17 protein-coding genes and 1 pseudogene are annotated in these 16,607 nt (G+C 71.7%); 8 read left to right on the forward strand and 10 right to left on the reverse strand.

Going from position 1 to position 16,607, the window contains the following annotated elements; all coding sequences use genetic code 11:
- Positions 1-298 precede the first annotated feature (298 nt).
- Genes I4Q55_RS36260 through I4Q55_RS36270 form a run of 3 tightly spaced genes read left to right on the forward strand, consistent with a single transcriptional unit; the run spans position 299 to position 2,945 of the window.
- Positions 299-745, forward strand: a complete 447-nt coding sequence (locus I4Q55_RS36260) for a CBS domain-containing protein (protein WP_206791935.1) — start codon at positions 299-301, stop codon at positions 743-745.
- Positions 746-761: 16 nt separating this feature from the next.
- A complete protein-coding gene (locus I4Q55_RS36265; RefSeq protein WP_206791933.1) occupies positions 762-2,054 on the forward strand; it encodes an SLC13 family permease in 1,293 nt (430 codons plus the stop codon).
- Positions 2,055-2,075: 21 nt separating this feature from the next.
- Positions 2,076-2,945 (forward strand): SAM-dependent methyltransferase, encoded by an 870-nt coding sequence (locus I4Q55_RS36270; RefSeq protein WP_206791930.1) that lies wholly within the window; start codon positions 2,076-2,078, stop codon positions 2,943-2,945.
- A gap of 53 nt (positions 2,946-2,998) precedes the next feature.
- Here I4Q55_RS36270 and I4Q55_RS36275 read toward each other — a convergent pair whose 3' ends face one another.
- The 7 genes and pseudogenes from I4Q55_RS36275 to I4Q55_RS36300 form a co-directional block, all read right to left on the reverse strand.
- Complete coding sequence (locus tag I4Q55_RS36275) at positions 2,999-3,571, reverse strand: hypothetical protein (RefSeq protein WP_206791929.1); 573 nt, start codon at positions 3,569-3,571, stop codon at positions 2,999-3,001.
- 187 nt (positions 3,572-3,758) lie between these two features.
- Positions 3,759-4,856 carry a hypothetical protein gene (locus I4Q55_RS36280; protein WP_242546937.1) on the reverse strand — a complete coding sequence of 366 codons (1,098 nt, stop codon included), beginning with the start codon at positions 4,854-4,856 and terminating at the stop codon, positions 3,759-3,761.
- A 118-nt stretch (positions 4,857-4,974) separates the two neighbouring features.
- On the reverse strand, positions 4,975-5,283 hold the full coding sequence (locus I4Q55_RS49720; protein ID WP_242546936.1) for a hypothetical protein: 309 nt from the start codon (positions 5,281-5,283) through the stop codon (positions 4,975-4,977).
- A gap of 16 nt (positions 5,284-5,299) precedes the next feature.
- A pseudogene (locus tag I4Q55_RS51085) lies at positions 5,300-5,632 on the reverse strand (thioesterase domain-containing protein); the annotation flags it as partial.
- Positions 5,633-5,821: 189 nt separating this feature from the next.
- Positions 5,822-7,297, reverse strand: coding sequence for an alpha/beta hydrolase (locus tag I4Q55_RS36290; RefSeq protein WP_206791927.1), 1,476 nt, complete (start codon positions 7,295-7,297; stop codon positions 5,822-5,824).
- Between the two features lie 26 nt (positions 7,298-7,323).
- A complete protein-coding gene (locus I4Q55_RS36295; protein ID WP_206791926.1) occupies positions 7,324-8,043 on the reverse strand; it encodes an ABC transporter permease in 720 nt (239 codons plus the stop codon).
- Positions 8,044-8,055: 12 nt separating this feature from the next.
- Complete coding sequence (locus I4Q55_RS36300) at positions 8,056-8,940, reverse strand: ABC transporter ATP-binding protein (RefSeq protein ID WP_206791924.1); 885 nt, start codon at positions 8,938-8,940, stop codon at positions 8,056-8,058.
- A gap of 108 nt (positions 8,941-9,048) precedes the next feature.
- On the opposite strand from I4Q55_RS36300, the gene I4Q55_RS36305 reads away from it, so the two are divergent.
- Entirely contained in the window at positions 9,049-10,182 is a 1,134-nt protein-coding gene (locus I4Q55_RS36305; RefSeq protein WP_206791922.1) for a sensor histidine kinase, read from the forward strand.
- Positions 10,179-10,781: a response regulator transcription factor gene (locus tag I4Q55_RS36310; protein ID WP_206791921.1), complete on the forward strand. Its 603-nt coding sequence runs from the start codon at positions 10,179-10,181 to the stop codon at positions 10,779-10,781. The genes I4Q55_RS36305 and I4Q55_RS36310 overlap by 4 nt, the downstream gene beginning before the upstream one ends.
- 158 nt (positions 10,782-10,939) lie before the next feature.
- Here the strand turns inward: I4Q55_RS36310 and I4Q55_RS36315 are convergent, their stop codons facing one another.
- Positions 10,940-11,239 (reverse strand): EthD family reductase, encoded by a 300-nt coding sequence (locus tag I4Q55_RS36315; protein WP_206791920.1) that lies wholly within the window; start codon positions 11,237-11,239, stop codon positions 10,940-10,942.
- A gap of 312 nt (positions 11,240-11,551) precedes the next feature.
- Here I4Q55_RS36315 and I4Q55_RS36320 point away from each other — a divergent pair, with 312 nt between their 5' ends.
- Positions 11,552-12,421, forward strand: a complete 870-nt coding sequence (locus I4Q55_RS36320; RefSeq protein WP_307793328.1) for a universal stress protein — start codon at positions 11,552-11,554, stop codon at positions 12,419-12,421.
- A gap of 298 nt (positions 12,422-12,719) precedes the next feature.
- Here I4Q55_RS36320 and I4Q55_RS36325 read toward each other — a convergent pair whose 3' ends face one another.
- Both I4Q55_RS36325 and I4Q55_RS50750 read right to left on the reverse strand, forming a co-directional pair.
- Positions 12,720-13,631, reverse strand: a complete 912-nt coding sequence (locus I4Q55_RS36325) for an NADP-dependent oxidoreductase (protein ID WP_206791918.1) — start codon at positions 13,629-13,631, stop codon at positions 12,720-12,722.
- A 105-nt stretch (positions 13,632-13,736) separates the two neighbouring features.
- Positions 13,737-14,585, reverse strand: a complete 849-nt coding sequence (locus I4Q55_RS50750) for a MerR family transcriptional regulator (protein WP_307793327.1) — start codon at positions 14,583-14,585, stop codon at positions 13,737-13,739.
- Positions 14,586-14,764: 179 nt separating this feature from the next.
- Between I4Q55_RS50750 and I4Q55_RS36335 the strand changes: the two genes are divergently transcribed.
- Positions 14,765-15,007 carry a hypothetical protein gene (locus I4Q55_RS36335; RefSeq protein WP_242546935.1) on the forward strand — a complete coding sequence of 81 codons (243 nt, stop codon included), beginning with the start codon at positions 14,765-14,767 and terminating at the stop codon, positions 15,005-15,007.
- A gap of 356 nt (positions 15,008-15,363) precedes the next feature.
- Complete coding sequence (locus I4Q55_RS36340) at positions 15,364-16,593, forward strand: HNH endonuclease signature motif containing protein (protein WP_206791917.1); 1,230 nt, start codon at positions 15,364-15,366, stop codon at positions 16,591-16,593.
- Positions 16,594-16,607 lie beyond the last annotated feature (14 nt).

Raw genomic sequence — 16,607 nt, forward strand, 5'->3', positions numbered from 1 at the left:
TCGCAGCTCCTGTCATGGCGCGGTAGCCGGTTTGCTTCGCCCGGGCCTTTGCGGCATCTTTACGCGTGGAGCGCCGGGAAGTCTGGTCGGCCCTCCGCCCGGAGCGGGTGGAGGACCCGGCTCGAGGACGGAATTTCCATGGCGCTCGTACTGGCGTTCACCTCCTCCCATCTGGACACGGTCGGGACCGAGCTGGTCCTCGGGCCGGCGATCGGCCCTGCCCACCGGGCGTCAAGAAACCGGCAGGAGGGACCGATAGTGCGCCGCGAACCCGGCCGCAGGGTCGTACGCTGGGCGGATGCATGCTGTGGAGATGGCCGAGGAGTACCCGGTCGTCGACCTGGACTCCGCTGCCCTGGACGCGGTACGGCTGCTGGCCGAGCGCCGGTTGCCGGGCATCGTGGTGACCGACGCCGCGGGGTGCCCGCAGTCGATCCTGCCCGCGTCGCAGGTGGTGCGTTTCCTGGTGCCCGGCTACGTGCGCGACGACCCGTCCCTGGCCGGGGTGCTGGACGAGTCGATGGCCGACCGGGTCGCGGACAAGCTGAACGGCAAGACCGTCCGCACGCTGCTGCCGGAAAAGCCCTCGGAGCTGCCGCGGGTGCAGGCCGACGACACGATCGTGGAGGTCGCGGCCATCATGGCCCGCCTGCGCTGCCCGCTGGTCGCCGTCATGGAGGACAAGCGGCTGCTCGGCGTGATCTCCGCGTCCCGGCTGCTGGAGCTGGCCCTCACCCACCGCTGACCGCGGCGGCGGGGCGATGAGCACCGTCCTCGCCATCGCGGTGTTCGTCGTCGCCTACGTCTTCATCGCCACCGAGAAACTGCCGAAGACCGCCGTCGCGCTCGCCGGCGCCGGGATCGTGCTGGCGTTCGGGGTGACCGATTCGGCGGACGCGTTCTACTCCCCCGACACCGGCATCGACTGGGACGTCGTCTTCCTGCTGTTCGGGATGATGGTCATCGTCGGCGTCCTGCGCCGCACCGGCGTGTTCGAATACGTCGCCATCTGGGCGGCCAAGCGCGCCAAAGGCTCACCGCTGCGGATCATGGTCCTGCTGGTCATCATCACCGCGGTCGCGTCGGCGTTCCTGGACAACGTCACGACCGTGCTGCTGATCGCGCCGGTCACCCTCCTGGTCTGCGACCGGCTCGACATCAGGCCGACGCCGTTCCTCATCGCCGAAGTGCTGGCCTCCAACATCGGTGGCGCCGCAACGCTGATCGGTGACCCGCCGAACATCATCATCGGCAGCCGGGCGGGCCTGTCGTTCAACGACTTCCTCGTCAACATGACCCCGATCGTCGCGGTCGAACTGGTCGCGTTCACCCTCGCGCTGCGCTGGGTGTTCCGCGGCTCGTTCGACGTCGACCCGGCCCGCGCCGCGTCGGTCATGCGGCTCAACGAACGCGAAGCGATCCGCGACCACCGCCTGCTGCTCAAGTGCGGGGTCGTGCTGCTCGCGGTGTTCGCCGCCTTCGTCAGCCACTCGGTGATCCACGTCGAGCCGTCGGTCGTCGCGCTGCTGGGCGCCGGCGTGCTGGTGCTGATCTCCCGGGTGGAACCGCGGGACTACCTGGCCGGTGTCGAGTGGGAGACGCTGCTGTTCTTCGCCGGGCTGTTCATCATGATCGGCGCCCTGGTCAAGACCGGCGTCATCGGCACGCTGGCCGAGTGGGCGGCGCGGGCGACGGGCGGGAACGCGCTGGTCGCGGTGATGCTGATCCTGGTGGTGTCGGCGCTGCTGTCCGGGGTGATCGACAACATCCCGTACGTGGCGACGATGAGCCCGCTGGTCCTGGCGCTGACCCAGGACATCCCGGATCCGGCGCACTCGGAGGCGCTGTGGTGGTCGCTGGCGCTGGGCGCGGACTTCGGCGGCAACATGACCGCGATCGGCGCCAGCGCCAACGTGGTGATGCTGGGCATCGCGGCGCGGTCGGGCAGCCCGATCTCGTTCTGGGAGTTCACCCGCAAGGGCGCGCAGGTGACCCTGCTGACCGTGCTGATCGCCGCGCCGTACCTGTGGCTGCGCTACTTCGTCTTCGGCTGAGCAAGGTGGGAGGAGCACGCCATGAGCAGGACCGCCGACGGGACCGCGCTGGGGCCGATGGTCATCGTCGCCGTCGACCAGTTCGAGCCCGCACCCTTGATCCACGACCCGTTGGCTGCCGAACTGCTGCCCGCGAGCGGGAAGTTCGCGGTCGCGCTCACGCGGTGGCCGCCGCTGCGCCGGGCGATGGTGTCGGCGACGGAGAAGAAAGTTCCGGGGTTGTGGGCGGGCATCCTCTGCCGCAAGCGCTATCTCGACGACCAGCTGCTCGAGGCCGCGGCGGGCGGTCTGGACGCGGTCGTCGTCCTCGGTGCCGGGTTCGACACCCGTGCCTACCGGCTGCCGCCGCTGCGCGGGATCCCGGTGTACGAAGTGGACCTGCCGGCCAACGTCACCCGCAAGGAAGCCGCGCTGCGCAAGCACTTCGGCCGGGTTCCCGTCGGCGTCACGCTGGTGCCGGTGGACTTCGAGACCCAGCAGCTCCGGGCCGAGCTGGCCCGCCACGGCTTCACCGGCGGCCGGAAGACGTTCGTCGTGTGGGAGGCGGTGACCCAGTACCTCACCGAACCCGCCGTGCGGCACACCCTCGCCCAGCTGACCGACCTCGGCCCCGGCAGCCGGCTGGCCTTCACCTACGTCCGCAAGGACTTCCTCGACGGCGAGGAGTTCTACGGCGCCCGCGCCGCCCACGACGACTTCGTGACCAAGTGGCGGCTCTGGCGCTTCGGGCTCCGGCCCGGCGACGTCGCCGGCCTGCTCGCCGAGTACGGGTGGCGCGAACGCGAACAGCTCGGGCCGGCGGAGTTCACCAGCCGCTACCTGCGCCCGGCCGGGCGCGACCTGCCCGTGTCGGAGATCGAGCGCTCGGTGCTGGCCGAGCTCACCGGCTGACGACGTCCGCTCCGAGATCGATCACCGCATGATCGCGGTGAGGTGCACGATGATCAACGCACGAAGGTCACCGGGATGTACAGGTCGTAGGAGCGGTCCGCCGTCGCCGTGAAGTCCGCACGGGTGACGATCGCGCAGCGGACGTTCACGTCGCACACGACGCCGTCGGCGAGCTCCGGCCGCAGGTTCGTCAGGCTCGTGACGAAGGACCCACCTTCGCGGTACGGAATCGTGATCCCCGGCGTGCCGGTCGCGGCGTCGGTGATCCGGCGAGACGACCCGTCCTTCGAGTCGCGCCCGGGCAGGCACGGCGTCGGCGGGCTGAGGTAGGTCGCGGGGTTTCCCGGCCGCACGGCATCGGGAACGGCGCAGAAAGCGAGGAAGATGCCCTGCGCCCGGTTGTAACCCGTACCGGCGACGAAAACCGTTCCCCCCGTCGCGGGCAGGACGGTGGGCCCCGCGAACAGGTTCGGTTCGAAGGTCCTGCCGCCGACGGCCACCGTGCGGTGATCGTGCCCGGCCGCGGGCGCGGCTGTCGCCGTTCCCGGGGCGGCGGAGACGACGGCCAGGGCCGCCGAGACCGCGGCCGCGCCGCGCCGCAGCATGTTCCTGATGGGCTTCCGCACGGAAGAGACCCCCTCTTCGCCGGCAAGGGACTGTTCCCTGATGATGTCCGATCCGGCCGGGCGTTGCCGAGATTTCCGCTCGATGCGGAGTTCGTTCCGCGGAAGGACGAAGAGGGTCCCGTTCGCGCTTCTCGCAAACGGGACCCTCTTCCCTACGCGACGTTCCGGATCGCGGCGACCGCGTGCCTCAGGACTTGTCTGCCGCGTCGGCGATGAAAATCTCGGTTTCCAGGAACGATCGCCACTGGGCGGGCGATGCACTCTGCACGGCACGGTAGGCGGCGGCCTGCACCCGCGAGCCGGACTTCGCCCTGGTCCAGATCTCGCGGACCAGCGGGCCTTCCTGGAGGTACCTGGCGTACCCGGCCTCGATACCGACGACGGCGGCGGCGCGAACCTTGATGTTGTCCACCTTGTCCTTGGCCGCGGCGGTGAAAATGCCGGTGTCGATGAACGCTCGCCACTGCTCCGGCGTCCGGCTGAGGTAGGCCTGGTAGTACACCTCGGAATCCCGCGGTGCCAGGTCGTCGAACCAGATGGCCTCCACGAAGTCCTTGTCCGTCAGCTGCGCGGCCAGCGCCGGGTCCATGCCGACGACGCCGGCCGCCTTCACCCGTGCCTCGCGAAGCTTCTTCTCCGCCGCTTCCTTCTCGGCCGCCTCCTTCGCCGCGTCCACGTCACGCTGGTGCTGGACGAAGATGCCGCGAACGATGAACTCCTTCTGCTCCGCCGGCGTTCCGCTGTACACGGCAGCCGCGGCCGACTTCACGAACGAACCGCCGGCGGCCCGCTCCCACAAGGTGAAGACGAAGTTCTTGTCGTCCTTGGTCAGCAGGAGCGCGGTCAGCTCGAAACCGAGCAGCGTGGCCGCGGGCTGCCGCTCCGCACGCCTCGCCTCGTACATCGCCGCACGGTCCAGATCCCGCTGGTGTGCCTCGTGGATCCCGGTCGCGAGGAAGTACGACGTCCTCCCGGAGATGTAGGCGTCACTCGCCGCGGACTGGACTTCCTGCGCGACCTCGCCCTGCCGCGTCGCGGCCTTGAAGATCTCGTAGACGAAGTTGCCTTCGCTCATCCGCAGCAGTTCCGGGGTGACCGTGAGCCCGACGACGGCGGCCGCGTTGACGCGCACCTCGTCCGAGGTCTCCGCCACCGCTGCCGGGGTCCCGGCCGAAGCCGCGCTCGCCACCGGGGCGAGGACACCGGTCACCACCGTCATCGCGGCGAGAACTGCCACAGAAGACGTCACCAGGCCACGAATTCTTGCCTTGCTGATAGTTTTCATGTGTTCGGTTGTCAGTTCAGTTCTGCTCGCCGGTGCGGTCGAGCACGAGGAACCCCACCCAGACGACAACCCCGGTGCTCCCCAGCCATACCGGATATATCCCCATGATCGGCAAACGTTACCGCCGGGCCGGCCACCTCGACGTGGGCGAACGGCAGCGTGTGGCACTCACGCCGCCGTCCGCGAGGGCCTTCCACGGCGTCGGGTCGCTCTCCGGGCCGCCGCAGAAGAGCAGCTCGCCGCGGTAGGGGCCGGGTGTGAACTCCGCGGCCAGCCGGGCGTTCGTGGCCGCCACCTCGGTGACGGCGGTCAGGCCGGGCTCGCCGAACTGCGCCAGGGTGCCGGGGTAGTGCTCGGCGAGCAGCCCGCGCATTTCGTCGAGCGCGATCGCGTGGGGCAGCCTCGCCGGCGGGTCCACCACCAGCAAGGGCACCTCCTCCCCGCGTCTGCAGCGCCGTCGCCACGGCGTGCGCGTTCGGCGCGCCGAACGCGCAGCCGGACAGGTGGTACGGCCCGTGCAGGCGCAGCCGCCGGATCTCGGCGGCGAAACCGGCCACCAGCTCGTCGAGCGATCCGGCCAGCCCGCCCTCTCCGCGCAGCCCGCGGCACTGCAGCCCGTACACCGGCCGTCCGCCCAGCGTGCGCAGCAGGCCGGCGTACCGCCAGGTCAGCCCGGTCAGCGGCGGCAGGCAGAACAGCGGGTCCCCGGTGCCGTGCGCGCGCAGCGGGAGCACCACGGCGAACGGGTCCCCCGCGGGAGAGCCGGCGTCGAGCACCGCCGGCAGGCGGGCCGGGGTGGGCGCCTCGAACAGTTGCCGGATCGACAGGTCCGCGCCGGACAGCTCCGCCAGCAGCGCTCCCGCGGGCCGGCCGCGGTGCGGGTGGACGCAGCCGAGCTCCTCTGCCGGGAAGAGGCGGACGTCGCAGCTCAAGCGGCCACCGGCAAGGACCCGACGACAACCAGCCTAACTCCGGAAAAAGCGCAGGCTGCCGCCGTCGTTTTCCCCGGGCGCCGGGGCCTGAGCCGCGCAGCGCGCGTCGTGCGCGGGCCGCTCCCCGGTCACCAGGAAGTTCGTCACCGCCGTGTTGCCGCACTGGTTGGCCCCCGGGTAGACGCCGTGGCCGCCCTGGTCGACGGTCACCATCCTGGCTCGCTCGCCGAACGCCGAGCGCAGCTCGAGGGCGTTCACCAGTGGCGTCGCCGGGTCGCGTTCGTTCTGCACCAGCAGGACATTCGCCGGGCCGCGGCCGGTGATCCGCACCGGCGGCTCCTTCGGGGGCGCCCAGTAGGCGCACGCCGAGATGTTCGCCGCGGCCGCGCCGAGCAGCGGGTAGCGGACGCGGTCGACCGCCACGTTCACCTGGTACGTCCCCACCGACCGCGGCCACGCCGAATCGCCGCAGATGACCGCGAACCGGGCCGCGAACACGTTCTCCACCGAGCCCGGCAAGGTGGCCGGCTGCGGCGGCCGCCCGTTGTCGAGGGCCTGCCAGTCCGAGGCCAGCGGTGCCAGGTCCGTCGCGTACAGGCCACCGAATGTCAGGCCGCGGAAGATCGAGCCCGTCACGTCCGCCACCGGGGCACGGTCGAGGCGTGCCGCCAGCTCGTGGAACTTGGCCGTCACCTGGGCCGGCGTGCGGCCCAAGCCGTACTCCGGGTGTGCCGCGGCGAACTTCGCGAAGTCCGGGAAGCGGTCTTCCATGCCCCGGGCGAACGCGCGCATCGCCGTGATGTCGTAGCCGCCCGGGCCGAGGTTGCTGTCCAGCACGATGCGGTCACTTCGGTCCGGGAACATCGTCGTGTACACCGCGCCCAGGTACGTGCCGTAGGAACCACCGAGGTAGGACAGCGTGGACTCGCCGAGCGCCGCCCGGATGCGGTCCATGTCCCGCGCGGTGTTCGCGGTGGTGACGTAGGGCAGCATCGACCCCGTCGCGGCGTCCCGGCACTGCTGTGCCTCGGTTTTCGCCAGCTTCGCCTGCTTCACGACGTCGGCCGGGCCGTGGGCGTAGGGCAGGTTGCCGATCGCCAGCTGCGCCGGGGTGAGGTCGCACGTCACCGGCGTGCTGCGGCCGACGCCCCGCGGGTCGAACCCGATCACGTCGTAGGTGTCCAGCACACTCTCCGGCAGCTTCAGGTACTTCAGCAACTGCGGGTAGTCCAGGCCTACGCCGCCGGGGCCACCCGGGTTGGTGAACAGCACGCCTCGCCGCTTCTCCGGGTGCTTGCTCGGCAGGCGCGACACGGCGACGTCGATCGTCCGGCCGCCCGGGTCGCGGTAGTCCAGCGGCACCCGCATCGTCGTGCACTGCAGGTCCGGGACCGGGAAGGCGCCGGCCGGACACGGTCCCCAGGGGAGGCCGGTCGTGGCGGCCGCCGGGGGCGCGGCCGTCGCGCCGAGCACGGCGACCGCGGCGGTGAGCAGGGCTTCGCGCAGCATCGTTGATCCTTTCGTCCGGCCGCGGTTCAGCGGCGCGGTTCCCAGCGGAAGAGCCGCGTGGCGAGCGCGACGGCGACGGCGACCCAGGCCAGGGTGGGGCCGAAGAGGACGAGCGAATCGGCGAGCGGGACGCCGCCGTTCCAGGCGTTCAGCACCAGCTCGGTCGCCGAACCCCCGGGCAGCAGGCGCTTGAGCAGCGTCAGGTCGCCGGTGCCGGTGAGCCCGACCCAGCCCGACACGGCGAGCACGCCGACGCTGACCGGCAGCGTCGTCACCTGCGCGTGCTCGGGCGAGTTCGTCAGGCCGGCCGTGGCCAGTCCCAGCGCGGCCATCATGGCCACCACGGACACCGCCGCCGCGACCAGCAGCAGCGGATCCGCCGGCGTGCCGGCGACCGCGGCCAGCGCGCCGAGGATGACGGCGAGCTGCGCCACCGACAGCACGGTGACCGGCAGCAGCAGCCCGGCGAGGATGCCCGCGTCCCCCGCCGCGGTGGAGCGCAGGCGCTTGAGGAACAGGTTCTGGCGGCGGGCGGCCAGCGTGGTCACCGACGTCGTGTACAGGCCGATGCTCGCCACGAAAAACAGGACGAGGGTGGCGATGTAGCCGAGACTGCCCATTTCGGTGAAGGCGTCGCGCTTCGTGATGAAGAACGCGCTCAGCGCGGCCGGCAGCACCAGGGCGGTGACCAGCACCAGGCGGTTGCGGAAGATCTGGATCAGCTCGCCACGAGCGATCGTGAGCATGGAGTTCCCTTCTCAGGCGGGTTCGATGGCGCGGAAGACGTCGTCGAGGCGCGTCGGTCCGGCCTGCAGGTCCTGCAGCCGGACGGCGTGGTCCTGGGCCCAGCCGAGCAGTGAGTGCAGGTCCTTCTGCAGCTCGAAGGTCTCGACGAGGAACGTGCCGTCCGCGTCCCGCGAAGCCAGCAACGGCGGGGCCGGCGCGCGCGGCGGCAGTCCGAAGTGGATGGTCGACGGCAGGGTTCGCGTCAGCTCGGCGACGGTGCCCTCGCGGTGGAGGGCGCCCTGGTGCATCAGCCCGATGCGGTCGGCGCGCTGCTGGGCCTCTTCGAGGTAGTGGGTGGTCAGGACGACGGTCGCGCCGTCCTCGCGCAGCCGGTCCACCGCGTCCCACAGCGCGTCGCGGGACTGGATGTCCAGGCCGGTGGTGGGTTCGTCGAGGAAGACCAGCTCGGGCGTGCCGTAGACGGCCGTGGCGAAGTCCAGCCGCCGCTTCTCACCGCCGGAGAGCTGCCCCACCTTCGTCCCGGCCTTGCGGGTGAGGTCGACGACGCCGAGCACGCGCCCGGCGTCGTCGGACCGTTCGGTGAGCCGCCCGATCAGCCGGACGGTCTCGGCGACGGTCAGGTCGGGCGAGAACCCGCTCTCCTGCAGCATGATCCCCATCCGCGGGCGGACGGCGGCGCGGTCGCGGGGGTCCTTCCCGAACACCCGCACGGCGCCCGAGGTCGGCGCGCGGTGGCCTTCGACCGTTTCCAGGGTCGAGGTCTTCCCGGCGCCGTTGGTGCCGAGCAGGGCGTACAGCTCTCCGCGTTCCACCTGGAACGAGAGGTCCTTCACGGCGGCGAACCCGCCGTAGGTGAGGTTCAGGCGATCGACGTCGATGACCGGTGTCGTGGACATGCCCCGAATTCCAGCGGGATCGGCGCGCGCCCGGCAGTGTGCCGACGTCATGCCAAGATGTGACGCGGTGTCACTGGTGCGGCCGGCCCAGGCCGATACGCTCGGCCCGTGGAGGTACCGAAGATCGCGCGCAGGAGCTCCTGGACCGGCGGGGCGGTGCAGGAGCGGCTGCGCCGGCTGAACCTCATCACGACGGTGCCGCCGCTGGCGTTCGTCGGCGTGCTGCTGCTGGCACTCACCGCCCGGACCTGGTGGCACGCCGGCATCCAGGTCATCGGGCTCGTCGCGGCGCTGGCGACGGCCGAACGCTGGACGGCAGGCGACTACCTCCGCGTCGCGCGGCCGAGCCTGGCCGTCACCGCGGTGGTCTGGCTGGCCGGCGCGCTGACGAACGACACCGCCGCGTTCTACGGCGTGTCCGTCGTCGGGTCGTTCCTCATCCCGCCGCTGCGCCGCCACCGGCTCGCGGCCCTCTTCGGGCTCGCCGCGCTGGTCGCGGTCCTGGGCCTGCCGAACGTGCTCGTGCACCCCGATCGCACCGGGCCGCGGCTGCTGCAGTACGTCGCCGTCCCGGCGATCGCCGTGCTGCTCTCGGCCGGGTTCATGTTCGCCACCCAGCGGTTGTTCGACCTGGTCGCGGAACTCGAGCAGGCGCGCGAGCGAGAGGCGGAACTGGCCGTCGCCCGGGAACGCGTCCGCTTCGCGAGCGACCTGCACGACATCCAGGGGCACACGCTGCACGTGGTGAAGCTGAAGGTGGCGCTCGCGGAGAAGCTCCTGGACGCCGACCCCGGCCGCGCGCGGGAGGAGCTGCGGGAGGTGCACACGCTCGTCGGTGACACGATCGTCCAGACCAGGGAGCTCGCCTACGCCCAGCGGCGGCTCAACCTGACCGCGGAGCTGGAGAACGCGAAGAACCTGTTCGAGGCCGCGGGCATCCACGTGCGCCTCGAACGGGAGGCCGAGCCGGACGCCCGCGTCGGCGAGCTGCTCGGCCAGGTCCTGCGCGAGACGACGACGAACATCCTGCGCCACGCCGAAGCCCGGCACGTGCGGATCACGCTCGGCCGCACCGGCATCGCGATCGTCAACGACGGCGCGGCGGAGCCGGGCCCGCTCGGCGGGCTCTCGGCGTTGCGGCAACGGCTGGCGGAGCACGGAGGAGAGCTCGAGGTGTCGCACGAGGACGGCCGGTTCCTGACGGCGGTGGCGTTCCCGGAGCTCGCCGGAGCCGTCCGATGACGACCGTGGTGCTCGCCGACGACGAAGCCCTGCTGCGCAAGGCCTTGGCGGCGCTGCTGCCGCTGGAGGGCGGGATCACCGTGCTCGCCGAAGCCGAGGACGGCGAGCAGGCGGTGGCGGCCACCCTGCGGCATCGGCCCGACGTGCTCGTCATCGACCTCGAAATGCCCACAGTGGACGGTCTCGGCGCGGTCGCGGAAATCCGGCGGGCACGGCCGGAGCAGGTGATCCTCATGCTGACCCGGCACGCCCGCCCCGGCGTGCTGCGGCAGGCGCTGAAGCTGGGCGTCCAGGGGTTCGTCAGCAAGGCCGCGGAACCCGCGCACATCACCGCGGTGATCCAGACCCTGCGCGCGGGCAAGCGCTGGATCGACCCGGACGTCTCGGCCCTCGCCGTCGTCGACGACTGCCCCCTGACCGAACGCGAGCTCGACGTCCTGCGCGCGACGCGCGAGGGGTATTCGGTGGCCGAGATCGCGGGCCGGCTGCACCTGGCCGAGGGCACGGTGCGCAACTACCTGTCCAACGCGATGCAGAAGACCCAGACCCGCACCCGCCACGAAGCGGCCCGCTACGCCCACGAGCACGACTGGCTGTGACCGCCTCGGCCGGCCGTGCTGTCGGTCAGCTGGGCGCGGCGCCAAGCCACCGGCCGGGTGACGCCGCTCGCGAAGAAGGTGCGAAGGTCGCCGACGACGGTGGCCGCGTCGAACCGTCGCGAAAGGACGGTCCGGTCCGGTTTCCCGATCCCCCGAGCTCAGCTGAGCGGGTAGTGAATCATCTCGACCCCACCGGTCGCGTAGTTCGGCACATCCGCGGCCACCGCCTTGCCCTCTTCGGACCCCAGCGCGGCGGCCATGGCTTCGGCCGACTCGAAGTCGGCGTGGAACACGGCGAAATACCGGGGCTTCCCGCCGAGCGAGGCCACGTCGAAGGAGTACTGCGACTGCACGAGCCCGGGCAGCTTCGCCGCGAGCGGCAGGTGGGTGCCGACGTAGTAGGCACGGAAGTGGGCTTCGTCGGCGGGCGGCGGATAGAGCACGGTGAGCCGGTGCATCGGGTTCCTTTCGGCGATGGTGGCTCCCAGCCTGTCATACCCGCGCCCGCCCCGATCGGAATGTCAGCCACAAGATCACTCACCCGGCGTGGACGGCCGGGCCGCGCCCCGTGGGCCGGACACCGCGTGGCAGGTCGGGTTCGGGTTCGCCGGTGAGGACGTGGGCGGGATCGGCGCGCCACGCCGCTGCCACGATTGGCACACCGCCCAGCGGGTAGCCGGTTGTCACGGGCTTGGCGGGCGCGGGGTCCACCAGGCGGCGGGACTGGAGGTTGCGCGATGTCCGAAGCGCCCACAGCACAGCGTTGGGTCGTGGCCGGTCACGACGGGTCCGAGCAGGCCCGGGCCGCGGTGGACTGGGCGGCAGAGGAGGCCGGCAGCCGCGGCTGCGCGCTGGCCGTGGTCCAGGTCGTCCACTGGCCGCCGCCCGGACCGCATCTCGTTCCCGGCACGGAGGAGGCGGAACAGCAACTGACCGCCCGCACGCACGCCGAAGCCCTCCTCGCCGACATCGCCGAGGAACTCGGCAAGTCCCGGCCGGAGCTGACCGTGCGAACCAGCGTCGAATCGGGCCGGACCGGCGAAGCGCTGACCCGGGCGGCTGAGCAGGCGGAACTGCTGGTGATCGGGGCATCCGGGCAAGGCGCGCTGCCGCGGGTCGTGCTCGGCTCGACAGCAGCCGAGCTCCTGCACTCCTGCGCGCGACCGGTCGTCGTGGTCCGATCCACCGACTCCTACGCCGAGAGCGGGCCGGTCGTGGTCGGCGTCGACGGGTCGGACATCAGCTCCGCGGCCATCGCCTTCGCCTACGACTTCGCCGACCGGCACCACCGCGAACTGCTGGCCGTGCACGCCTGGGCCGATCTGCCGATGCATGTCGCGGAACCCGTCAGCGGCTGGGCGGAGGACTGGCAGGACACCAGCCGGCGCGGGCAGCGGGTGCTCGCCGATGCCCTGGCGAGTCATTCCGAGCGGCATCCCGAAGTCGTCGTCCGCCGGACCGTCAGCATCGACCGGCCCGCCCGAGCACTGCTGGACACCGCCGACGGCGCCGCGCTGCTGGTCGTCGGCAGCCACGGCCGCGGCACCCTCGGCAGGCTGCTGCTCGGCTCGGTCAGCCACGCGATGGTCTACCACGCCCCCTGCCCGGTCGCGGTCGTGCACCCACCCACGAAGAGCTGAGCGGAGCCCAGCCCGTCACCGGATCGCCCAAAGCTGGTTGAGCGCCATCCACTGGGCGACCGCCCGCCGTCGCCGGTCGGCGAAGGCGGGGTCGTCGGAGCCTCGCACTTCGAAACCGCTGCGGGTGGCGGGCTGGTCGAGGTCCTGGCGGGGTGGTGAGCGAGAACTGGCTCAGCGCCCGCGAACGCCCGCGGCTGGAACCGGCCCCGGCCCGGGAGCGAAGCCGCCGCCGGTGGCCGCCGCGAGGATCGCCGCGGCCACTGCCCGGGCGGCCGTGCCGGCCTCGGCACGGAACTTCTCAGGTCACCTTGACGACGACCTTGCCCGCGGCATGCCCGTTCTCGACGGTGGCCAGCGCGGCCGGGGCGTCCGGCAGCGGGTGGACCGCGGTGATCACCGGCGCGAGAACACCGTCGAGCGCCAGCCGGGCGGCGCGCTCCAGGTTCGCGCGGCCGAGGCGGCGCTCGACGAAACGGCCACCCAGCTCGGACACCGACTGGTCCCCCACGGCGATGACGTCGCGCGGCTCACGAGCCAGCGGCGCGACCGCCCGCAGCGAGGCCCCGCCGACCAGGTCCACGATCCCATCGACGCCGCCCGGAACCAGCTCACCGACGTCTTCGGCGGTGTAGTCGACGAACCGCACCCCGATCGCTTCGGCCTGCGCGCGCTTGGCGGCACTGCCGGTACCGACCACGCGCAGCCCGCGCGCCGCGGCCAGCCGGGCGACCGCGAGGCCGACCCCGCCGCCCACCCCGTTGACCAGGATCGTGGCGCCGGCCGGGAGGCCGAGCTGGTCCAGCGCGTCCACCGCGGTCGTCCCCGCCACCGGCAGCGTCGCCGCCACGGTCGCGGACAGGCCCTCCGGAACGAGTACGGTGTTCGGCGCCGACAGCACCGTCGTCTCGGCGTACGTGCCGCCACCCGTCAGCGCGAAGCCGAAGACCGCGTCCCCGGCCTCGAGCCCGTCGACGTCCTCCCCCAGCGCGAGCACGGTTCCGGCCGCTTCCATGCCCAGCACGCGGGGGAACGGCCGCCCGCCGTCCAGCCCGGGGACCAGACCGGCGCGCACGAGGTGGTCGAGCGGGTTGACGCCGGCGACGTCGACCCGGATCAGCACCTCACCGGGACCGGGAGCGGGATCCGGACGCTCGAACAACTCCTGCACCTCGGGCCCGCCGAACCTGCCGAAACCCCACGCCTGCCCCATTTTCCGCCGCCTTCCGGATGACCGCCCGGTGGTTCCGGGCGCTGCGGCCATCCTCACCGCTCACACCGGTGTCAGGGGCAACCGGCTGAGGCGCGGGTCACAGCTTCAGGCCGACCGGGTCACCGGCTCCGCGGCCAGCGCCGCCCGGTGCCGGCTGTTGGCCTCGATCACCACGTCGAGCGCGTTCCGGGTCTCGATCAGGCGCGCGACCTCGGCGTCGATCCGGGCGCGCTCGCGGGTCATCGTCGCGAACGCCTCCTCGGCAACCCCGGGGTCGCCGGGGATTTCCACGCACGGCAGCACCGCCGCGATCACCCGGCTCGACAGGCCCGCGTCGAACAGCTGCCGGATGAGTGCCACCCGCTCGACCTCGGCGTCGGAATAGTGCCGCTGCCCGGCCTCGGAGCGGGAACTGGTCAGCAGGCCCTGTTCTTCGTAGTACCGCAGTGAGCGCGAACTCACGCCCGTACGCCGGGACAGCTCGCCGATCCGCATGCCAGACAGCCTACGCGGCACTGTGCCGGACCCCGGGAATGAACAGCGCCAGACGCGTCCGGCACCCTGCCCCGGCGGCGATGCGAGCGATCGTCGTGACCCGGCCCGGATGGTGCGCGAGGGCGTGGGGGTCGTCGACCAGGCGCCCGCGGACAGTGAGCTGCGTCCGGGGCAGCAGGTGGCGACCGTGATGGGCGGCATGGGCCGCTTCTTCGACGGCTCGTACGCGCAGTACGTCACGGTCCCGGCGACGCAGGTCATCCCGTTCGCGACCAGCCTGCCGTGGGACGTCGCCGGTGCCCTGCCGGAGACGTTCCAGACCGCCCGCGGGTCGCCGGCCACCGGCCTGGGCCTCACCGCCGGGCACACTCTGCTGATCCGCGGCGGCACCTCCACGGTGGGCCTGAGCGCGCCGACGAACTGCGGGCCATGGGCGTCGACGTGCACCTTCCGCTTCACCGGCGCACTGCTACGCGGGTGCGGCCACCGACCTGCCGGCCGACGTGTTCCAGCAGCAGCTCGAGGCCCACACCGGCGTCGAGTCCGGGCAAGCAGGTGGTGCTGCTCCACGACTGAGACACCCAACGAAAGGACCGGCCCGTGGGCAAACCCGCTCCGGATGCGATCACGGGGCGCGCGTGCACAACCTGGAGGACGTCGTCTACCTCGCCACCGCCCCGAGGTCCATCGCCGCCAAGCGCACCGGCTCACTCATGCCGGCCGCCCACGTCCTCAACGCCCGCTTCTCCGGCGCCGACTGCTTCCCCGGCGAAATGAACCGCGAGACCTACTACCAGCCCACCCGGAACGGCTACGAGGTCGAGAGCGTCGAGCGTCTGAGCCGTTGGGCTGCCTCGCGCGCTCGCCGGCGACGCGGCTGACCGGCCGATTGCTAGATCCCGCGCTGTTCCTTTCACTTCTGCCTCAGCCGCCCCCGGCCGCCGGGGTCGGCGCCTCCTCGGCCGCACGTCTCGACTTGTATCCGGTACGGCTTCGGCTATCGGAAGATCAGTGGGCGGTGAGAAGAGGTGGCTGGGTTTCAAGCACGGCTTCGCCGCGGCGTGGGAAATCGGCGCTCCAGGGGTTGGGTCGCGTTGTTGGTCGCCAGCGCCGATTCCCCACGCTTCGGTTGCCCTGCCGTGGTTTCCGGTGTTCTCGGGTGCGGACAGCGGCTTTACCTTTTGTTCCCACCGTATCGAGTGATGACCCTGTGTTCGATCGCCGGTAGCTTGGAGACATGACCAACGACGCGACCCAGTCCCCCGAGGCGGTGGCTCTCGCCGACCGCCTCGGTGAGCTGGTCGCGCGCATGCGGTCCGCGGAGGCCGAACTTGGTGCGGTGCTGGTGGAAATCGAGCAGCGCGGGGTGATGGAACTGTTCGGCTACCGCTCCGCAGCCCGGCTTATGGAGCACCTCGCCGATATGCCGAAGCCGGCTACGGAACGGCTGATCAAACGCGCCCGCTTGGTGAATCCGGGCCGCAACCTCGACGGCTCCCCGATTCCTGCCTTGGCTCCCGCCACTGGTGTTGCGGCTCGGGCGGGGCGGTTGAGCAACCCGATGATCGACGTGATCACCAACGTGCTGGCCCAGGTCCCGCCCGAGCACTGCGTGAGCGCCGAGACCAACCTGCTGGCTTTCGCTGAGGAGGCCGGGCACAAGCAGGTCGCCGCCCTCGGTGCCCGCATCCTCGCCCACCTCGTCCCCGACGGGCCCGCACCCGACGACACCGAACCCGCCGCCCCGACCCGGGAGCTGTTCCTCCGCCGCAAAAGAACCGGCATCTGGGAGCTGAGTGGCCGGTTCGACGACGAAACCGGCACCCGCGCCCACGCATTGTTGGATGCTTTGGCCGAGCGTCGCACCGGCGACGACGGCCCCGACTTCCGCACCACCCCACAGCGCTACGGCGACGCCTTCTCCGACGCCATCGACCTCGCCCTGAATTCCCCAGACCTGCCGATGCAGGCCGGAGAACGAGCCCACGTCATGGTCGCCGTGTCGTTCGAAGACCTGAAATCCGGCCTCGGCAAGGCCACCCTCGGCGACACCGGCACCATGACCGCCGCCGAAGCCCGGGTGCACGCCTGCGACGCCATGATCATCCCCGCCGTCCTCGGCGACAAAAGCGAACCGCTGAACCTCGGCCGCCTCCGCCGCCTCATCTCCGCCGGACTCCGCCGCGCCCTCTTCCTCCGCGACCGCGGCTGCGCGTTCCCCGGCTGTCATCGGCCACCCCGGCACTGTCAAGGCCACCACATCCGCCACTGGGCAGACGGCGGCCCCACCAACCTCACCAACCTCGTCCTGATGTGCGCCCACCACCACCGGCTACTCCACCGCTCCGGCTGGGAAGCCCGCATCGCCACCGACGGCCTCCCCGAATTCCTCCCACCGACATTCATCGACCGACGCCGCAAACCCCGGCGCAACAACCTCCACGAACCACTCCCATTCACAGCCTGACCACGGGACAGGCC

Origin of the sequence: Amycolatopsis sp. MtRt-6 (assembly GCF_017308975.1) — a bacterium.
Classification (GTDB): Bacteria; Actinomycetota; Actinomycetes; order Mycobacteriales; family Pseudonocardiaceae; genus Amycolatopsis.